Source organism: Methanocella sp. MCL-LM (genome assembly GCF_049676595.1).
Classification (GTDB): Archaea; Halobacteriota; Methanocellia; order Methanocellales; family Methanocellaceae; genus Methanocella_A.
Genome location: NZ_CP187259.1, coordinates 3,417,672 through 3,433,800 on the forward strand (window position 1 = coordinate 3,417,672; position 16,129 = coordinate 3,433,800).

A 16,129-nucleotide genomic window follows, 5' to 3' on the forward strand; every position below is an offset into this window, starting at 1 on the left:
TAAGTTTTCGGGTGATTGAAATGGATAGACGATTAACCTTGATATCGATCGTTGTTGTAGTCACGCTAATATTCATGCCATGCGTTTCAGAGGCGAAAATCGTACATATAGCAGTTGACGGTAGCTTGATAGCTCTGGATGATACCGGCCACGTTTGGGCGTGGGGAGATAATACTTATGGCCAGCTTGGCATAGGAACCATTGGAGGTACATACGCTCCAAATAATGCACAGAAAGTAAGTATTGACAATGTGACTGCCATAGCCACTAGCGGTATCACCTCTTATGCATTGAAGAAAGATGGTACAGTATGGGCTTGGGGTGAAGGCGGTAGGGGCAGGTTAGGTACCGGGAATAGCGAATCGATATCATCCCCTGTACAGGTAGAAGGTCTGACTGACATCGTTGCGATATCCGCAGGGCAAAATTGCTATGCATTAAAAAAGGACGGTACAGTCTACTCTTGGGGTCTTAATGACAACGGACAGCTCGGTGGCACTTATGGTGTTCCAGCGTATTCCGAAACGCCGGTACAGATCGTTGGTCTAACAAACATTGCCACACTCGGGGAACATGGTAATTACGCAGTTAGAAAAGACGGAAAGGTCTACGCCTGGGGTGATAATACCCTGTATAAAAATCCTGATACTGGCAAAACCGTATATGGGTTCCTCGGTGATCCTTCCGGGCCTGGACAACGACCGATACCTTTTATAGTGCCTGGCTTAGATGCTGTAAACGCAATTACTAACGGTTGGTGTTATTCTATTTTCCTGAAAAACGATGGCACAGTTTGGGGCTGGGGCTTCAACCAGGATGGGTACCTTGGAGATGGCACCAAGTTCACATACCCAGTACAAATTGAAAATGGCGCAAAAACTATTGTTCTCCGTGACTGGGTATGCACTCTCCCCCCTGTAAGGGCAGATATCGATGATGTAAAACAGATATCTACACTATTCAACACTGTCACTGCGCTTAAAAACGATGGCACAGTATGGGAATGGGGTATATGTAACTCTGGGTCACAGTATGGCGCCCCCGGAGCAGTTCTATCACCTGTACAGGTACAGGGTATCGATCATGTTATCGAAGTCAAAACAAGCAGTGCGACAATTGTGCTCAAAGACGACGGCACCGTATGGGGTTGGGGTTACAACGACGGTAATGTGTTAAAAGAGGGCAATGTTAATGCTTTGGTATCCTCCCCTATGTTGCTATTCGAAGACCTTTCCCCTGGAGTCACCACTTCCCCTTCGCCCCAGCCATCTTTGACCTCTGAGGTCCCCAATCAAGTGACATTAACACCCACTCCCCAACAGTTCCAAAATACCACAAAAAATAGTACAGCTGATGCAACACTACCTTCGAACAGCACAATCCAACCCGCTTTTATTACTGTGACTCCAACCCCGGTTCCCTTACCTACAAGTACCAGCGTGCCGATACCGGGCTTCAGCTCAATCGCCATGCTCTCTTGCCTATTCATCACTGCTGGTATACTTTTGGGATTCGCACGGAGGAAAGATCGATAAAACAAGCATTTTCCCCGTGTAACCGCCGGCAGCCAATATCAATAGTCTGGCTGCCGGGCGATTAAGGAAGTTATAATTTGAAGATTTAGATAATACTGGTTATAATTGACTATAATACTTCCGGTTTAAAAAAGAAAACAGGCCTGCAATCACTGCGGCCCGTTATATATTCCCAGCTCAAAGTGGTCGTCGACCTGGTAGGCGCCGGCTGCACAGACCGGCTTCTCGAACGTTAAATCGAACATCTTCCTGGCCACTTCTTCCGCGGAGGACGCATCTACGGTCAGGCGGGAGAACATGGTCTTCTCGTACGTGGCCACCATCAGGCACTCGTTCTCCCCCATGGGGAAGGTGCTGACATTGAGGCCGTCCTTGGTGACGATTCCCAGGTAGGCGACGTGCCTGGAGACGACTGCGGCGATTCTCGGAGTATCGAGAGAATCTTTCTCATAGTCCATGGCCAGCAGGCTCAGCGCCAGCGCGTCCCTGATCGGGTAGCCCATCTCGATCTTTTCGACGATGGCGTCGGTGTGGGAGCCGTTGGTGACGACTGCCACGCTTGGGAGCACCCGAATGCAGTTGTAGGAGATGTACGGGCTCTTCTCCAGATCCTTGACGTCTTTGGGCATGATGGCGACTTTATCATTGCCCAGCTTTACGGCGTAGCGGTTAGGGAAGGAGCGAGAGGATACCCGGTATCCTGCCCAGAGCTTGCCGTTCGTTTTGCCTATGGTGACGAACCGGCCGACGTACACCGGTTACTCCTCCTTCTTCGCAGGTGCTGCGCCCGGCTTCGCCGGCTCGACGTCGAGCCCGAAGTGCTTGGCGTTGAGGTCGGCGATGTGCTGGATCTTTTCGATCTCCTTGTCGCCGCCCGCCATCTTGAACAGATGGGAGAACCGCTTCTGCTTCTCGAGGTACTCTTTTACGGGTTTCCTGTCCTTGATCTTCTTGACGCTGGTGATCTGGCCGTTCTCGTACTCGTATAACGGATACAAGCCGGTCTCTACGGCGAGGCGGAGGATTTCGATGGACAGCGCGCTGTCGATGCCCCAGCCAGGCGTACAGGTCGCGTGGACCTGGATGTACTTCGGGCCTTCGATCGAGAGCGCCTTGCGGATCTTCCTGGTGAAGTCAGCCGGGTACCCGATGGAGGTGGTGGCCACGTAGGGAATGCCGTGGGCGGCCATGATGGCCGGGGCGTTCTTCTTGGGCCGCTGGTTGCCGAAGGAGATCTTGCCCGACGGCGTCGTGGTCGTGTTGGCGTCGTACGGGGTGGCGCCGCTGCGCTGGATGCCCGTGTTCATGTACGCCTCGTTGTCGTAGCAGATGTACAGGATGTCGTGGCCACGTTCCATGACACCGGACAGGTTGCCGAACCCGATGTCGATGGTGCCGCCGTCGCCACCGAGGGCGATGACCTTGGTGTTGCCCTTTCTTCCCGTGGCCTTGAGCGCCGCTTCGATGCCGGCCGCTACAGGTCCGGAGTTCTCGAACAGCGAGTGGATCCAGGGTACCTTCCACGCGGTCTCGGGGTAGGGAGTCGAGACGACTTCCATGCAGCCGGTCGCGTTGGTGATGATCACGTCGGGGCCGGTTACCCTCAGCAGAGTTTTCAGGAACAGGGCGCAGCCGCAGCCGGCGCAAGCCCTGTGGCCCGATGCGAACAGGTCTTCAAGTGCCGCCATTTATATTCCCTCCGGGAGTATGTCCACGTCCAGTTTATACCATTCCAGCTCAGACACCCGCTCGCCTCCGAGCTTGGCCTGGGCCTTCTTGACGATGTTCTTGATGTCCTCTACAGTCGTGTCTCTGCCGCCGAGGCCGATGATGAAGCCTAACATTGTAGGTGAGTGGCTCGCGTTGTAGAGCGCGCCCTTGAGGTCGGTGAAGACTGCGCCTTCTCCTCCCAGGGAGATGTTCCGGTCGAGCACGCAGACGATCTCCGTGTCCTTGAGGGCAGCACGCAGAGCTTCTACGGGGAACGGCCTGTAGGTCCTGATCTTGACGATGCCAACCGGGACTCCTGCTTCCCTCAGTTCGTCGACTGTGTCCTTCATGGTGCCGATGATGGAGCCCATGGCCACTAAGGCGATCTTGGCGCCTTCCATCTTGTAGGTGTCAAGTAAGCCGCCCTTGTACCTGCCGAACTTCTTGCCGAAGTCGGCCGCGACCTCTTCGATGACTTTCTTGGCCTTGATCTGGGCGTCGTGCACCATGTACCTGGCCTCGGTGTAGTACTCGGGCTGGGCCAGCGCACCCATGGTGACCGGCTGCTTCGGGTCGAGCTTGTACTGCGGGTTATACTGAGGTAAAAACTCGTCGACCGTCTTCTGGTCGTACGTCTCCACCGGCTCGTACAGGTGAGTGATCAGGAAGCCGTCGAGGTTGACCATGACGGGTAGCATGATCCTCGGGTCTTCGCCGATCTTGTACGCCTGGATGATCATGTCTGCAGCTTCCTGGTTGTCCTCTGCCCAGATCTGGATCCATCCGCTGTCTCTTGCGCTAATTGCGTCCTGGTGGTCGTTCCAGATGTTGATCGGGGAGGAGACTGCTCTGTTGGCCATCGCCATCACACAGGGGAGCCTCATGCCGGCGATGCTGAACAGCACCTCGTACATGAGCAGTGCGCCCTGGGAGGCGGTGGCGCTGAAAGTCCTCGCACCTGCTGCCTGGGCGCCCTGGATAACGGAGGCCGCCGAGAACTCGCTTTCGGTCCTGACGTACTCGCAGTTGGTCAGGTCGCCGTTGGCGATCATCTGGGAGATGTCCTCGACGATGTGGGTCTGGGGGGTGATCGGGTACGCCGACACGACTGCCGGCCTGCAAACTTTTGCGGCTTCCGCTATTGCGTGGGAGCCTTCCATGACTGCCATCTTTGCCATTTATTTCTCCTCCACGACCATCTCGATCGCGTCGACAGGGCACTCGTAGGCGCAGACGCCGCAGCCCTTGCAGTAATCGTAGTTGATGCAGAACTTTTTCTTCTTGCCGTCGTGGGCACACTCGAAGGGGGCCCCGTCAGGGCAGGAGTCTGCACACCGCTTGCAGCCGATGCACTTTTCCTGGTTGATGACGGCCTTGTACGTCCTCCACCCGCCGGTGTGGTACTGCATCGAGGTGCCCGGCATGGCGACCAGGCCCGTGGTGAGTCTCTGCTTGAATTCCGCCATGTTATTCCTCCATGAGCTCGAACGCCCGCTTGACGGCGGCGATGTTCTTGTCGGCGATCTTGCCGGCGAACCTGCCCCGGATGGCCTTGTTGACCGACTCCAGCCGGATCTCCCCGGTCGCGCCGGCGAAGGCGCCCAGCAGGGCAGTGTTGACGATGGGCAGGCCGATGACTTCGAGCGCCAGCTTGGTGGCGTCGAAAGTCTTCACCCGTGCCTTAGTAGTGAGCTTGAGTTCGGAGGGTTTCTTCTCCGAGTTGATGAGCAGCAGCCCGCTCTCCCTCATCCCGCCGGCTACGTCCACGGCGTGGATCAGAGACGGGTCCTGTACGATAACGTAGTCCGGCTCGTAAATCTGGCTCCTGACGCGTATCTGCTTATCTGCGATGCGGGCGAATGCCGTGACCGGCGCGCCTCGACGCTCGGTGCCAAAGTACGGGAACGCCTGGCTCCATTTCCCGTCCTCGAACGCGGCGACCGCGATGAGCTCAGCCGCAGTGACTGATCCCTGTCCTCCGCGCCCGTGAATCCTAATTTCTTTCAACCTACGTCCTCCATTGCGCATTTGTTAATGATTTTACATGTAGAATAGTGGTTTTCCTAAATAAGCCTTGTGAAACAATCGACACTATTAGAAGTGTCTGTCACATAATTAAAGTATATAATATTGTCTATATAAAATTTGTCAGGTGCAGCTTACAGGTTTACCGTGGCCGAAGTCAGATATAAGGCAGGAAATCAGACATATTTTTATTCGATGAGCAATGCGATTGGGGGGTACGTCAAGTGACGATATCAGGTCCGGGGCGGATGTCCGGCTTCAAAGGTGAACAGTATGCAAATGCGCTCGTGAACGTGGACGAACGCTGCGCTGTCTCACGCCATATGAGCAATCAGATACGCACAGCGCAGCGATCGTCTGTCAACTCACCGTCCCCCGCACGCTGGTAATGTAATGACGAACCGGCTGCCTTTGGTGTAGTCCCCGGCGATGCGGTCTTCGACCCGGATGGTGCCTTTGGCGTCCTCTACCAGTATCCGGGCGATGAAGAGCCCCAGGCCGCTGCCTCTGGTGCGGGCTCTGCCGCTGATCGACCGGGTGAACAGCTGCTCTTTGACCGGGTCGGGTATGCCCGGGCCGCTGTCCTCTATGCTGATCCGGTAGCAGTGCTTGTCCGTACCAGTGGTCTTCTCGAGGGTGATCCTGATCAGGGCTTGTCCGGCCGAGTGCTTGACTGCGTTGTCGACTATGTTTCTGAAGGCTTCTTTTAACAGCGGGCTGGCCATGACATGACAGTCATCGACAGGCCGGTAGTCGATCAATACGGCTCTGTCCGGGATTCTTGTATATTCCTCTTTGACCTCTGCCAGCAGGCTGCCGATGTTCTTTATTTCCTGCCTGCGCCCTTCGGCCTGGATGCTCTGGAGCAGCCGGACGTTATCGATGAGCTTCGAGCTGTGCTGCATCGATTCCAGGGGCTGTCGGAGGAGGGCTTTTCTCTCGTCGTCGCCGTCCAGCGTGTCGAGGGCCATCTCGAGGTAGCCGATGCCGACCTGGTTGAGGTTGTTGATGTCGTGGCCCATCAGGTCAACGTATAGCTCTGCCCGCTTTCGGGCTTCGCTCAGGTCTTCCTCAGCCTGCTTACGATAGGTGATGTCCCGGGCGGAAGCGATGATGACGTCTTTATCCCGGAGCCTGATCCTGTGCAGGCTGATCTCCGCGGGGAAGGTGGTGCCGTCGGCAGGCCTCCTGGAGGTCCATTCGAACAGCTGGTCTTCTCCCGACCGGGCTTTGTCCCACGCCTGCCTGAAACGGCCGCCCGGAGTATCGGGAGAGGAATAGTAGTCTGCAAGCGAGAGCTTCATGGCCCGATCCCTCGGAACCCCGTATATCTGAGTAGCCCGATCGTTGACCTCCACGATTTTCCCGTCCATGTCGTGGATAAAGATCGCCTCGTCGACGCTGTTGAAAACTCCCTTCAGGTCTTCCTCTGATGACTGCTGTATCCGGCTGTAATGCCGGCTGCTGGCCTCGGAGAGCATGGCTACTATCAGGGCGACTACCAGCAGCGTAAATGCTCTGATCATTGTTCCCGGCACGATCGTGCCCGTCAGGTACACCCCCATGGAGATGTGGAGGGCGCTTAAAAATCCTGCCAGGTACACGGATTTCCAGTAGTACCAGATGGCTGTCAGTACCACTGGCACGTAGAATAAGTGGGTGTATACGGTATCTATGCCCAGGAACAGGTTAACATAGAGGGCGACTATCGTGCTCGCTGATACCAGCAAGCCTACTACATACTTGCGGTACTCTACCATTCACCATACCTCTGTGACCGCTGTCAGCCAGAAGCCTCCCCGATACGGCTGGCAACGACAATAATTAGTATATAAGCACCTGTAGTATATATTATTAAGGTTTGACCAGAATGCGAGTATATCGGGCTATATTTAAGCCCCGTGCTCGGGCAGCATCACGACAAACCGGCTTCCCCGGGTATAGTCACCTGGTACCCGGTCTTCCACCCAGACTCTGCCTCCGGCATCGTCGACCAGCGTCTTGACCAGGAACAGGCCGAGGCCGGTGCCCGAGGTCCGGGATGTGCCCCTGACCTTCCGGCTGAACAGCTTCTTCTTCAGCTCGTCGGGTATGCCAGGCCCGGAATCTTCGATGTCGACTCTGTAGAACGGCTTTCCATTTTCACCTGTTTTCGAGATCTGGATAGTGATCGTCACAGGGCCAACAGAGTGCTTTATCGCGTTGCTCACCAGGTTCCAGAAGGCTTCTCTGATCAGCACGCTGGCGTTGACGCAGCACGCGGTGACCGGCTGGTACCTGATGTGTACCTCCCGGCCCGGCACCTCCGCGAACTCGGCGGCTACTTTTGACAGTATCTCGCCCAGGTCGATGGTCTCGTGCGGGTGCTTCTCCGCTTCGATCTGCTGGATCTTGCGCACGTTCTGGATGAGCGCGGAGCTGTTTTTCATCGCGTCCAGGGCTCGCTGCAGAATGTTACTGCTTCCCTCGTCCAGCTCTATCGTATCCATGGCGACTTCGAGGTACCCGATGCCCTGCTGGTTGAGGTTGTTGATGTCGTGCCCCAGCAGGTCGATGTACAGCTCTGCCCGCGCTTTTGCCTCCTGGAGATCTTTCTCTGTGATCTTCCTGGCGGTGATGTCGTAGAAGATAACAACGGCTCCGGTAATCCGATCGTCCTCTCTGATGGGGTTCGACGAGTATTCTACTGGAAACCATGTCCCGTCCCTGCGCCAGAAGACCTCGTTGCTGACCCGGATACCCTCCCCGGTCTGTATCGACTTTATCACCGGGCAGGCTTCCGGGGGGAACGGCGAGCCATCCGGATACTTACTGTGTACTATCTTGTGGGTCTCCTGCCCGATCAGCTCTTCTGCCTTATAGCCCAGCATCTCTGCGGCAGACTTATTGATGAAAGTGCCCACCCCGCGCGTATCGACGCCGTAGATGCCCTCGTCGGTGGACTCCAGCAGCAGCCTGAGATTTTTGGCCAGCCGGTTACGCTCCCCTTCTGCCTGCTTTCTAATCGATATGTCCCTGACCGTCGCCAGGATGACATCCCTCCCTCTGAGCCGGATCTTGCGCAGGTAAACCTCGACCGGGAAAGTTGAGCCATCGTGCGGCCTCCTGGAAATCCACTCGAATATGCGGTCATTGCCGGAGATAACCTCGCCCCAGATAGTGTCGAGCTCGTTCAGAGGGTTACCGGGGCTGGAGTAGTCCCGGACGATCGACAGATGACGGGCTTCTTCTTCGGACACCCCGTACATCTGGAGCATCCTGGCGTTGACGTCGATGATGCTGCCGTCTATGTTATGGATGAAGATCGCATCGGATACTCCGTCGAAAATGCTTCGTAACTCTTCTTCGGACCTCCTGACCCTCTCGAACAGCCTTTCCCTTGTACCAGACAGAGTCCCGATGACGGCGGCGACCATAACGAACATAGTCGCCCTGATGAGCGTGCTTGGCACTATAGATCCTGTGGCCTGGACGCCCAGGTAAATATGTAGCAGGGCGAGGAAAAAGGCCAGAAATACTGCCTTCCGGTAGTACCAGACCGCCGCGAGGATGATCGGCAGGTAGAAAAAGTGGGTGTAAACAGTCTCGATACCGTAGATTATGTTAACGTAAAGAGCAATGGCTATACATGCCAGGATAAGCGCTACGATCAGGTAATGGCGGTACTCCGCCAGTAGCAGCCGCACTGGCGGGATATCTGCGCCAGCAGGATTTTCTTTTGTCGACATGAAGCGAACAAGCCTGCCCTCCGGGTGTCACAGTAGAGACATCTCCGGACATGGTAATATTGGACCGCATGTCTTTAAAAGAAAACAAGGGATTTTGCGGCCGGAGGCCGTTGTGGCCTGAAGCCGTTATGGGCGGGCACTGCCGGCCGGTACATACTTCTCCCCCGTCAGTGGCCGGCTACAGGGCTTTCTTCAGGTAAACCATGTCTGTCAGCCGAACCTCGCCGTCAAAAACCGGGTGGTCGTAATTATCGGTAAAGAAGTCTTTGACTCTGTGAGAGTAAGTGAAGCCGCAGCTCTCGTAGAACCGGATGATCCACGGGCTGTCTCCGGTGCCCACGATCATGGTCTCACAACTGCCCTTGTAGTGTTCCAGTATATGCCTGACAAGAAGGCTGGCATAGCCCTGCCCCTGGTACCTTTCGTAGGTTGCCAGGCTTTTTAGCTCGCACGTGGCCTCGTCTTCCCGGGTCACCACGCAGATGCTTTTCAGGTCGCCGTCATACAGGGCGAACATTTCGCCGCGGCCCAGGTATCGATCGATCATGCTCTCCTGCTCGTCCGCCAGCAGGAGCAAATCTAAAAACTGCTTCTTGTTTTCCCCGATCATCCGGACTTCCATGACTACCGCCACCGTGAGTCTTCCTGGCCAATTCAGGCTATTTCATGCGGAGCACTTTCATGATGCCCTCGATGATGGCTTCCGGCTTCGGCGGACATCCGGGGATCTTCACGTCCACCGGGATGATCTTGTCCACCGGCCCGGCGATGGAGTAGTTCTCGTCGTCGATGAAGACGCCGCAGGAGCAGCCGCACGCACCTATGGCTATGACTCTCTTGGGCTCTGGAGTCTGGGCGTACACCCTTTCCAGGAACGGCTTTGTATGCAGAGGAACGGGGCCGGTGACCAGCAGCACGTCCGCATACCTGGGCGATGGCACCAGCCTGACGCCCAGCCGCTCTAAATCGTACCGGGGCCCCAGGCAGGCTACGAGCTCGATGTCGCAGCCCACGCAGCCTCCGGCATGGGCGTGGTAAACCCAGGGTGATCGTTTGATCATGTTCATGTCAGATCCACTTCCTTGGGTGCGTGTCCCATATCAGGCTGTGCTTCTGCCTGCACTCGACGCAGGCGGTCAGGTATTTTTCCATGTCTTTCTCGATGATCTTAGCGGTGTCCGGCTGTAAGTTCGTGAGCGTGCGGTTGCGGACGGCCTGCAGGAACTTTTCCGTGACAGGCATGACTTCTCCGCAGACGCTGCACCGCTGTAGCTTCAGCGAAGTGTCGGTGGTCGGAGCAGGCTCGTTGCCGTAATGGGCGAGGTTCACTCTCTCCATGGACTCAGGAGCGCTGGCCTCCACCTTAGCGCGGATATCTTCTGCGAGGCCTGCTTTCGCGAGCTTTTCCTCTCTGGCCTGCGCCTCTTCCGGAGTCTTCGGCTCGAAGGTCAGGCTCAGCGCGTGCTCCGGGCAGGCGTCCGCGCACCTGCCGCAGAAGATGCAGTTATTGCCGTCGATGGTGACGGTGCGCTGCCCTTCCGCGTCGGTGAGCTTCGTGGCGCCGCTGGAGCACCGCTCGAAGCAGGCGCCGCAGCCGGTGCACTTCTCCTCGTCCCGGCGGGGCATGGCCCGGTAGGTCTCGGCCAGGAACCCGTAGTCCTCGTCGACCGTGACCGGCTTTTTGAACAAGTTGGCGATTAGCCCGGTGAATGCCGCAAACCTTCCCTTCATAGTACGAACCTCCATGCCACGGCCCAGCCGATGGCGATGATGCCGAGCGCGGTTGAAACTGTGAACAGCCACTTCGTGGCCTGGTCGATGCGGAACCGGGCGAACAGGGCGTTCACGATTCCGATCAATACGCTGACCACGAAGGCTCCGGCGAGGAACAGCGCCCACGAGGCCAGGCCCGGGAGCGCCCAGTCTTTGGGAGCCCAGAGGAACAGGTCCACGAACAAGGCGGACAGCGAGAACAGCATCAGCACCTTGGTGATCTCCAGGATGCCTAGCAGCTTGCCGCTGTACTCCGTAGTTAACCCGCCCACGATCTCCGAGTCTGCCTCGGCGATGTCGAAGGGCCGGACGTGGAGCTTCACCAGCATGGCGATGAAGAACGCCGCGGCCGCGAACGGATTGGAGAGCAGGTTCGGGCCCATCATGGCCTGGACCGAGAGCGTATCATAGGTGATGGCGAGGGCGAAGGTGCCCAGGATGAAGGGTATCTCGTTGGCCAGCATCAGCTCGATCTCTCTCACCCCGCCGATGGCGGCGAACAGGGATGCGCTGGCAGTGCCTCCGATGATGATGCACATGGTGACGCCGATGAGCAGGTAGAAGATGACGACGAGGCTGAACGAGTAGTCGAAAGCAAGGCCGGCCACCGGCACGAACAGGGTGAGCGCCAGCGCGAAGACCAGCGCGATGATCGGCCCGATCGTGAAGAAGGGCGTAGCTGTCGTGGGCAGGATAGTCTTCTTGCTCAGCAGCTTCAGGATGTCGTAGAGCGGCTGCAGCACTTTGGTGCGGTTGATGTCGTGCCACGCCTTCGGCATCCAAATCAGCGGGCCCCGGCGGGACTGCACCCTGGCGAAGACCTTGCGCATGTTGAAGGCGAGGAAGATGCCGATGCTGAACGCGAGGAAAGGGTTGAGCCAGGACAGGTCGATCATGGCGTGCCATCCCCTTTTCTCTTCACTATGACTTTCGCGTCCTTGTGGACGGTGACCCGGTCGGTGCACGAGTAGCACGGGTCGATGCTGCCCATGATAGCCGGCACGTCAGCCACGTAAGAGCCGTGCAGCAGCCGGAGCATGATGTAGGCAGTCATGAAGGTCGGCACCCGGATGCGCACGAACTCCGGGGTGTTGGTCCCGTTCGAGGCCACGTGGTAGAGGAGTTCTCCCCGGGGCGGCTCGGTCTTGCCCAGCGCTTCGGCGCATGGCAGCTCGTGTAGCTGGGTGAGGATCTCCGGCGGAGCGGTCTTGAGCTTTTCCAGGCACTGCTCCACGATGCTGATCGAGACCAGCGCTTCCCGCATCTTGACTTCCACCCGGGCCAGGGAGTCGCACCCGTTCTCGGTGACGATGTCCCAGTCCAGGTTTTCGTAGAAAGCGTAAGGCGTGTTCTTCCGCACGTCGAGGCGGCGGCCTGAGCCTCTGGCCGTGGGCCCGACTGCGCCGAGGCGCACGGCTTCTTCGGGGGGCAGCACGCCCACGTTCTTGAGGCGTCCTATGAGCACGTCGTTGGAGAGCATCTCGTCGTACAGGAGCTGTACTCCCTTCTTCATCGAGGCGAGTTTTGCGTTGACAAAGTTCGACTGCGCGGGACTGACGTCTCTCCTGACCCCGCCCAGCGTGACCATGCCGTGGGTTACCCGCTGGCCGGATACTAATTCCAGGCAGTCCTGGATGTCTTCCCTGATCCGCAGGAACTGCATGAGCATGGTCTTGTAGCCTACCAGGTCGCCAAGGATGCCGATCGCCATCAGGTGGCTCTGAATACGCTCCATCTCGCACAACAAAGTTCTCAGGATGTCAGCCCGCTTCGGGACGCTGACCTGGGCGATGTTTTCCACGGCCAGGCAGAAGGACATGGCGTGGTGAGCGTTGCACAGGCCGCACACTCTCTCTGCCAGGTAGATGTCCTTGTAGTAGTCCCTGCGCTCCATGAGCTTGATGATGCTGCGGTGATTAAATCCCAGCTTCAGGTCCGCCTTGCGGACGATCTCGTCCTCCACTGCCATCTTGAAGTAGTTGCTCTCGATGAAGGCCGGGTGGTAGGGGCCGTACGGCACCGTCGAGACCGGCATGGTGGTGATGTGGTCGCTCGCGTGGATGGACTGCGGCTTCTTTTCCTCCGGCGGGGCCACCTCGGTGTGCATCTGTTCCCAGTTGATGGGCAGCCACAGGTGGCGGGGGTCGGGGTGCTCCTCTGCCCTGACGCCCAGGAACTCGATCATCTCCCGCTCCGCCCAGTCAGCCTGCGGGGTCAGCGTCGTCACGGACTTCAGCACGGGGTTTTCCCGGTCCAGGAAGGTGCGCAGGATAGTGTGACGCCCGGGCTCCAGGTGGTCGAAGCCAAAGTAGTAGTCGACTCTGATGCCTTCGACGCCCTTGTCGACGCCCGTGGCGTAGATCATCCTGCCGCCGTCGGCGAGCAGGCTTCTGGCCGAGGCCCTCAGGTCATCCGGGCCGATCTCCAGGACCTGCAAACCGTTTGCGAGGCTATTTATCTTTGACACCCCCGAAAGGCGCGTTGGGCGCGTAGGCCTCTTCAGAGTTCAGGTACATCTCGTCCGCCCCGCAGTTGAAGTTCTCCTCCACCCGGTGGTGCTCCGGGAAGAGGGAAGGGATGATCACCGAGAAGAACATGTAGAAGGAAACCAGCGAAGCCAGCTCGGCGAATAAGAATAACAGCGCCAGGTCGGTGCCGACAAGCAGCGCTCCGATGACGCTCAGCGATAGGATGACCAGTGCGATCTTGAAGTAGGGTTTCATTTCTTCGGGTTCTCCAGTTTTTCCATGAGCCTGTCAACCGGGGCAGTCCGCATGTAGCGCATGCCGAACTCGTCGGGCTTCAGGCCGAACGACGAGGCGATCAGCTCGCCGAGGTGGACCACCGGCACGTTGAAGTCGTAGCCGTCTTTTTTGCGGAGCGTCGAGATCACTCGCTCGAACTGGTCATAGCACCCGGCGCAGACCAGCACCAGCGCGTCGACGTCCGTTTCCTTTATCCGGTCTAGCTTCTTCTTCGCCCGGTCGTAGGTGGCGAAGTCTTTGTCCGCCAGGTTCGCCTGCAGGCCGCAGCACATCTGCTCCAGCCCGTAGGGCACGATCGTGACTCCCATTGCCTCCAGGATCTCGGTGAAGTACCGGACCAGCCTGCCGTCCGGGAAGATGCGCATGTGGCAGCCGGGGTGAATGGCGACGCGGAGGTTAAGCTTTTTGCCCTCTTTCCTGATCCGCTCCACTCCCACGTCCTCGTACAGGACCTCCAGGTAGTGCCGGATCCTCACGTTGCCCTGGTACGCTTTGCCGGCGGCCGCCAGGTAGCTGTTGACCTCTTCGAGGGCTTTCGGCTCCTCGTGGAGGACCTTGTTGGCCTCGTAGAGCGTCACGTAGCACCCGTTGCAGGAGACCATCACGTCCCGGCCCTGCTGCTCCGCCTGCAGCAGGTTGTAGGAGGCCAGTGTCAGCCAGACTCTCCGGTCGACCGAAATCCACACGCCGGCCCTGGGGCAGCAAGTCGACTTCTCCAGGTAGACGACATCGACGCCCATGCGGGGCATGCTTTTCATGATCGCCGCCTCGGCCCAGGGCATCTTGGCGGGCATCACGCAGCCGAGGAAATGCGAGTATTTTGCGGTCATTTGTACCGGTACTCCATGCGGCCCAGGTCCAGGCCTACGGCTTTGTCCACGCCCATGGCCTTGACGATCTTCCGGATATCCTCCACCGCTTCGGTGTACCTGTGGGCGGTCGGAGGTATCGGGTCCAGCCCGGCCTTCTCTCTTGCTTCCTTCAGCTCGTCCGTCACCGGGTAGAGCAGGCCTATGGAGAAGTGCCTGATGAGCTGGGGCTTGACGGTCGGCGGGAGCGGGATTTTTACCGCCTTTCGCCACGGGTATAGCTCGGTCATCTGCTTTCAATCTCCTTGATCTTAGTGGCAGCGTCTTCTCTGGACATCACCTTGATCGCCTTTGGCGAGCAAACTTTGATGCACTCCGGGTCGCCCGCGCACATGTCGCACTTGACCATGATCTTCAGCCCTCTGCCGATGTGCGGGATGGAGATCGGGCACGCGTACATGCAGGACTTGCAGCCGATGCAGAGCATCTGATCGATGGTGACGAACCCCGTCTTCTCGTCCTTCTTGCACGCTCCCGTGGGGCAGGCAGCCGCGCACATCGGGTCCCTGCAGTGGTGGCAGTGCACCCTGACAAAGCCCCCGCTGGGGTCTTCCAGGACCTTGCACATCGAGAGATTATAGTTGTACGTCCTGTACTTCTTAAAAGAACATGCGGTCATGCATTGCCTGCAGCCTGTGCACAATGCAGGATCGTGGATGATTATATCAGTCATAAGCTTCCCGGGATGGCTTCTTAACTTCTTATTTTCACCGCTGGCATCATATATTTTCTCATGGGCCTGTTCCGCAGGCGGAATTAACGGCGTTAAGCCATGGGCATGCCTGCCTCCCTGGCGCCAGCACGCCAAAATAATTGAATTTTACCATATCCGCCCCCAAAATCGTAATAATTTCTCCAACGGAGATATATTTATAAACTATAAGTAGTAACTATTCCTTCTAGCTATATCACTGGGGTATATAGTACAAATTGGGCGAGGGTCAATAGAGATGGTGAAGATACTTGTAGACAACAATGTATGCATCGGCTGCGGCCTGTGCGTACACGACTGCCCCATGAAGGTCTACGCGATCAAAGACGGGCGCTCCGTCGTCGTAAACCAGGACGACTGCATGCAGTGCCTGTCCTGTCACGAAATATGTCCGGCGAACGCGATCGAGCACCAGGACATCTACCTTTCCAGAAGGCTGTACGTCGACCTTGAAGTTTGTTCAATGCTGAGGAGGTTCATTTAATGACGCAGGCTGCGATCGTCAAGCCGGAGGAACTGCCCCTCCACTGCGACGGCAACATCACCGACTACGAAGAAGCGCTGCACGGGCTGATGGTGCTGAACGCAACCATCATCCGATCACTCGAAGAGATCGCCAGAGGCGGCGCCAACGCCGTGGTCTACCGGGCCGGCATGAAGATGGGCCACGAGACCGCGAAGTACTTCCCCAAGACCGACGACGTGGAGAAGGCGCTGAAAGAGTTGTCCGAGATCCTGGGCAGACAGTACAACTTTGAGCTGTGGAAGCCCAAGGACAAGGACAGCTACATCATCACCGAGAACGGCGAGACGTTCATCTACCTCGTCTTCCGGGACTGCATCGTCAGGCAGACGCTGCGCCGGGAAGGCATGTCTCAGAAAGGCCCCCTCTGCCAGAGCCTCTACGGCTACATGGTAGGCGCGGTCGAGGAGATCACGGGCAAGCGCGGCAAGCTGGAGATCGTCCACGTCGGGCCGAACACCTGCCTGAAAAAGCTGATTTTGAGGTGAT

Annotated in this window: 19 protein-coding genes; 3 read left to right on the forward strand and 16 right to left on the reverse strand. The window is 57.5% G+C overall.

Annotated features, from left to right (window positions below; genetic code table 11):
• Window positions 1-20 precede the first annotated feature (20 nt).
• On the forward strand, window positions 21-1,535 hold the full coding sequence (locus ACPLPM_RS17220) for a hypothetical protein (protein ID WP_424358003.1): 1,515 nt from the start codon (window positions 21-23) through the stop codon (window positions 1,533-1,535).
• A gap of 149 nt (window positions 1,536-1,684) precedes the next feature.
• Here ACPLPM_RS17220 and ACPLPM_RS17225 read toward each other — a convergent pair whose 3' ends face one another.
• From ACPLPM_RS17225 to ACPLPM_RS17300, 16 genes are all read right to left on the reverse strand, one after another.
• Window positions 1,685-2,290 (reverse strand): IMP cyclohydrolase, encoded by a 606-nt coding sequence (locus ACPLPM_RS17225; RefSeq protein WP_424358004.1) that lies wholly within the window; start codon window positions 2,288-2,290, stop codon window positions 1,685-1,687.
• 3 nt (window positions 2,291-2,293) lie between these two features.
• Window positions 2,294-3,223: a pyruvate synthase subunit PorB gene (gene porB, locus ACPLPM_RS17230; protein WP_424358005.1), complete on the reverse strand. Its 930-nt coding sequence runs from the start codon at window positions 3,221-3,223 to the stop codon at window positions 2,294-2,296.
• A complete protein-coding gene (locus ACPLPM_RS17235) occupies window positions 3,224-4,423 on the reverse strand; it encodes a transketolase C-terminal domain-containing protein (protein ID WP_424358006.1) in 1,200 nt (399 codons plus the stop codon).
• The gene (locus ACPLPM_RS17240; protein ID WP_424358007.1) at window positions 4,424-4,711 is read right to left on the reverse strand and encodes a 4Fe-4S binding protein; all 288 of its coding nucleotides are present in this window, start codon (window positions 4,709-4,711) and stop codon (window positions 4,424-4,426) included.
• Between the two features lies 1 nt (window position 4,712).
• The gene (locus tag ACPLPM_RS17245; RefSeq protein ID WP_424358008.1) at window positions 4,713-5,252 is read right to left on the reverse strand and encodes a pyruvate ferredoxin oxidoreductase subunit gamma; all 540 of its coding nucleotides are present in this window, start codon (window positions 5,250-5,252) and stop codon (window positions 4,713-4,715) included.
• 383 nt (window positions 5,253-5,635) lie between these two features.
• On the reverse strand, window positions 5,636-7,030 hold the full coding sequence (locus ACPLPM_RS17250; RefSeq protein ID WP_424358009.1) for an ATP-binding protein: 1,395 nt from the start codon (window positions 7,028-7,030) through the stop codon (window positions 5,636-5,638).
• Between the two features lie 132 nt (window positions 7,031-7,162).
• A complete protein-coding gene (locus tag ACPLPM_RS17255; protein ID WP_424358010.1) occupies window positions 7,163-8,998 on the reverse strand; it encodes a PAS domain S-box protein in 1,836 nt (611 codons plus the stop codon).
• A 178-nt stretch (window positions 8,999-9,176) separates the two neighbouring features.
• Window positions 9,177-9,620 carry a GNAT family N-acetyltransferase gene (locus ACPLPM_RS17260; RefSeq protein WP_424358011.1) on the reverse strand — a complete coding sequence of 148 codons (444 nt, stop codon included), beginning with the start codon at window positions 9,618-9,620 and terminating at the stop codon, window positions 9,177-9,179.
• A 37-nt stretch (window positions 9,621-9,657) separates the two neighbouring features.
• The gene (locus tag ACPLPM_RS17265) at window positions 9,658-10,065 is read right to left on the reverse strand and encodes an NADH-quinone oxidoreductase subunit B family protein (RefSeq protein WP_424358012.1); all 408 of its coding nucleotides are present in this window, start codon (window positions 10,063-10,065) and stop codon (window positions 9,658-9,660) included.
• A 1-nt stretch (window position 10,066) separates the two neighbouring features.
• A complete protein-coding gene (locus ACPLPM_RS17270; RefSeq protein ID WP_424358013.1) occupies window positions 10,067-10,729 on the reverse strand; it encodes a 4Fe-4S dicluster domain-containing protein in 663 nt (220 codons plus the stop codon).
• Window positions 10,726-11,667 (reverse strand): respiratory chain complex I subunit 1 family protein, encoded by a 942-nt coding sequence (locus tag ACPLPM_RS17275; RefSeq protein ID WP_424358014.1) that lies wholly within the window; start codon window positions 11,665-11,667, stop codon window positions 10,726-10,728. The genes ACPLPM_RS17270 and ACPLPM_RS17275 overlap by 4 nt, the downstream gene beginning before the upstream one ends.
• Window positions 11,664-13,238: an NADH-quinone oxidoreductase subunit C gene (locus ACPLPM_RS17280; protein WP_424358015.1), complete on the reverse strand. Its 1,575-nt coding sequence runs from the start codon at window positions 13,236-13,238 to the stop codon at window positions 11,664-11,666. The genes ACPLPM_RS17275 and ACPLPM_RS17280 overlap by 4 nt, the downstream gene beginning before the upstream one ends.
• Window positions 13,222-13,494, reverse strand: coding sequence for a hypothetical protein (locus tag ACPLPM_RS17285; protein ID WP_424358016.1), 273 nt, complete (start codon window positions 13,492-13,494; stop codon window positions 13,222-13,224). Before ACPLPM_RS17285 ends, ACPLPM_RS17280 begins: the two co-directional genes overlap by 17 nt.
• The gene (locus tag ACPLPM_RS17290; RefSeq protein WP_424358018.1) at window positions 13,491-14,366 is read right to left on the reverse strand and encodes a CoB--CoM heterodisulfide reductase iron-sulfur subunit B family protein; all 876 of its coding nucleotides are present in this window, start codon (window positions 14,364-14,366) and stop codon (window positions 13,491-13,493) included. Before ACPLPM_RS17290 ends, ACPLPM_RS17285 begins: the two co-directional genes overlap by 4 nt.
• On the reverse strand, window positions 14,363-14,635 hold the full coding sequence (locus tag ACPLPM_RS17295; RefSeq protein WP_424358019.1) for a hdrC-like protein: 273 nt from the start codon (window positions 14,633-14,635) through the stop codon (window positions 14,363-14,365). The genes ACPLPM_RS17290 and ACPLPM_RS17295 overlap by 4 nt, the downstream gene beginning before the upstream one ends.
• Complete coding sequence (locus tag ACPLPM_RS17300; protein WP_424358020.1) at window positions 14,632-15,078, reverse strand: 4Fe-4S dicluster domain-containing protein; 447 nt, start codon at window positions 15,076-15,078, stop codon at window positions 14,632-14,634. The genes ACPLPM_RS17295 and ACPLPM_RS17300 overlap by 4 nt, the downstream gene beginning before the upstream one ends.
• A 277-nt stretch (window positions 15,079-15,355) precedes the next feature.
• Between ACPLPM_RS17300 and ACPLPM_RS17305 the strand changes: the two genes are divergently transcribed.
• Entirely contained in the window at window positions 15,356-15,601 is a 246-nt protein-coding gene (locus tag ACPLPM_RS17305) for a 4Fe-4S dicluster domain-containing protein (RefSeq protein ID WP_424358021.1), read from the forward strand.
• Window positions 15,601-16,128 carry a hydrocarbon binding protein (contains V4R domain) gene (locus ACPLPM_RS17310; RefSeq protein ID WP_424358022.1) on the forward strand — a complete coding sequence of 176 codons (528 nt, stop codon included), beginning with the start codon at window positions 15,601-15,603 and terminating at the stop codon, window positions 16,126-16,128. The genes ACPLPM_RS17305 and ACPLPM_RS17310 overlap by 1 nt, the downstream gene beginning before the upstream one ends.
• The last annotated feature ends 1 nt before the right edge of the window (window position 16,129 follow it).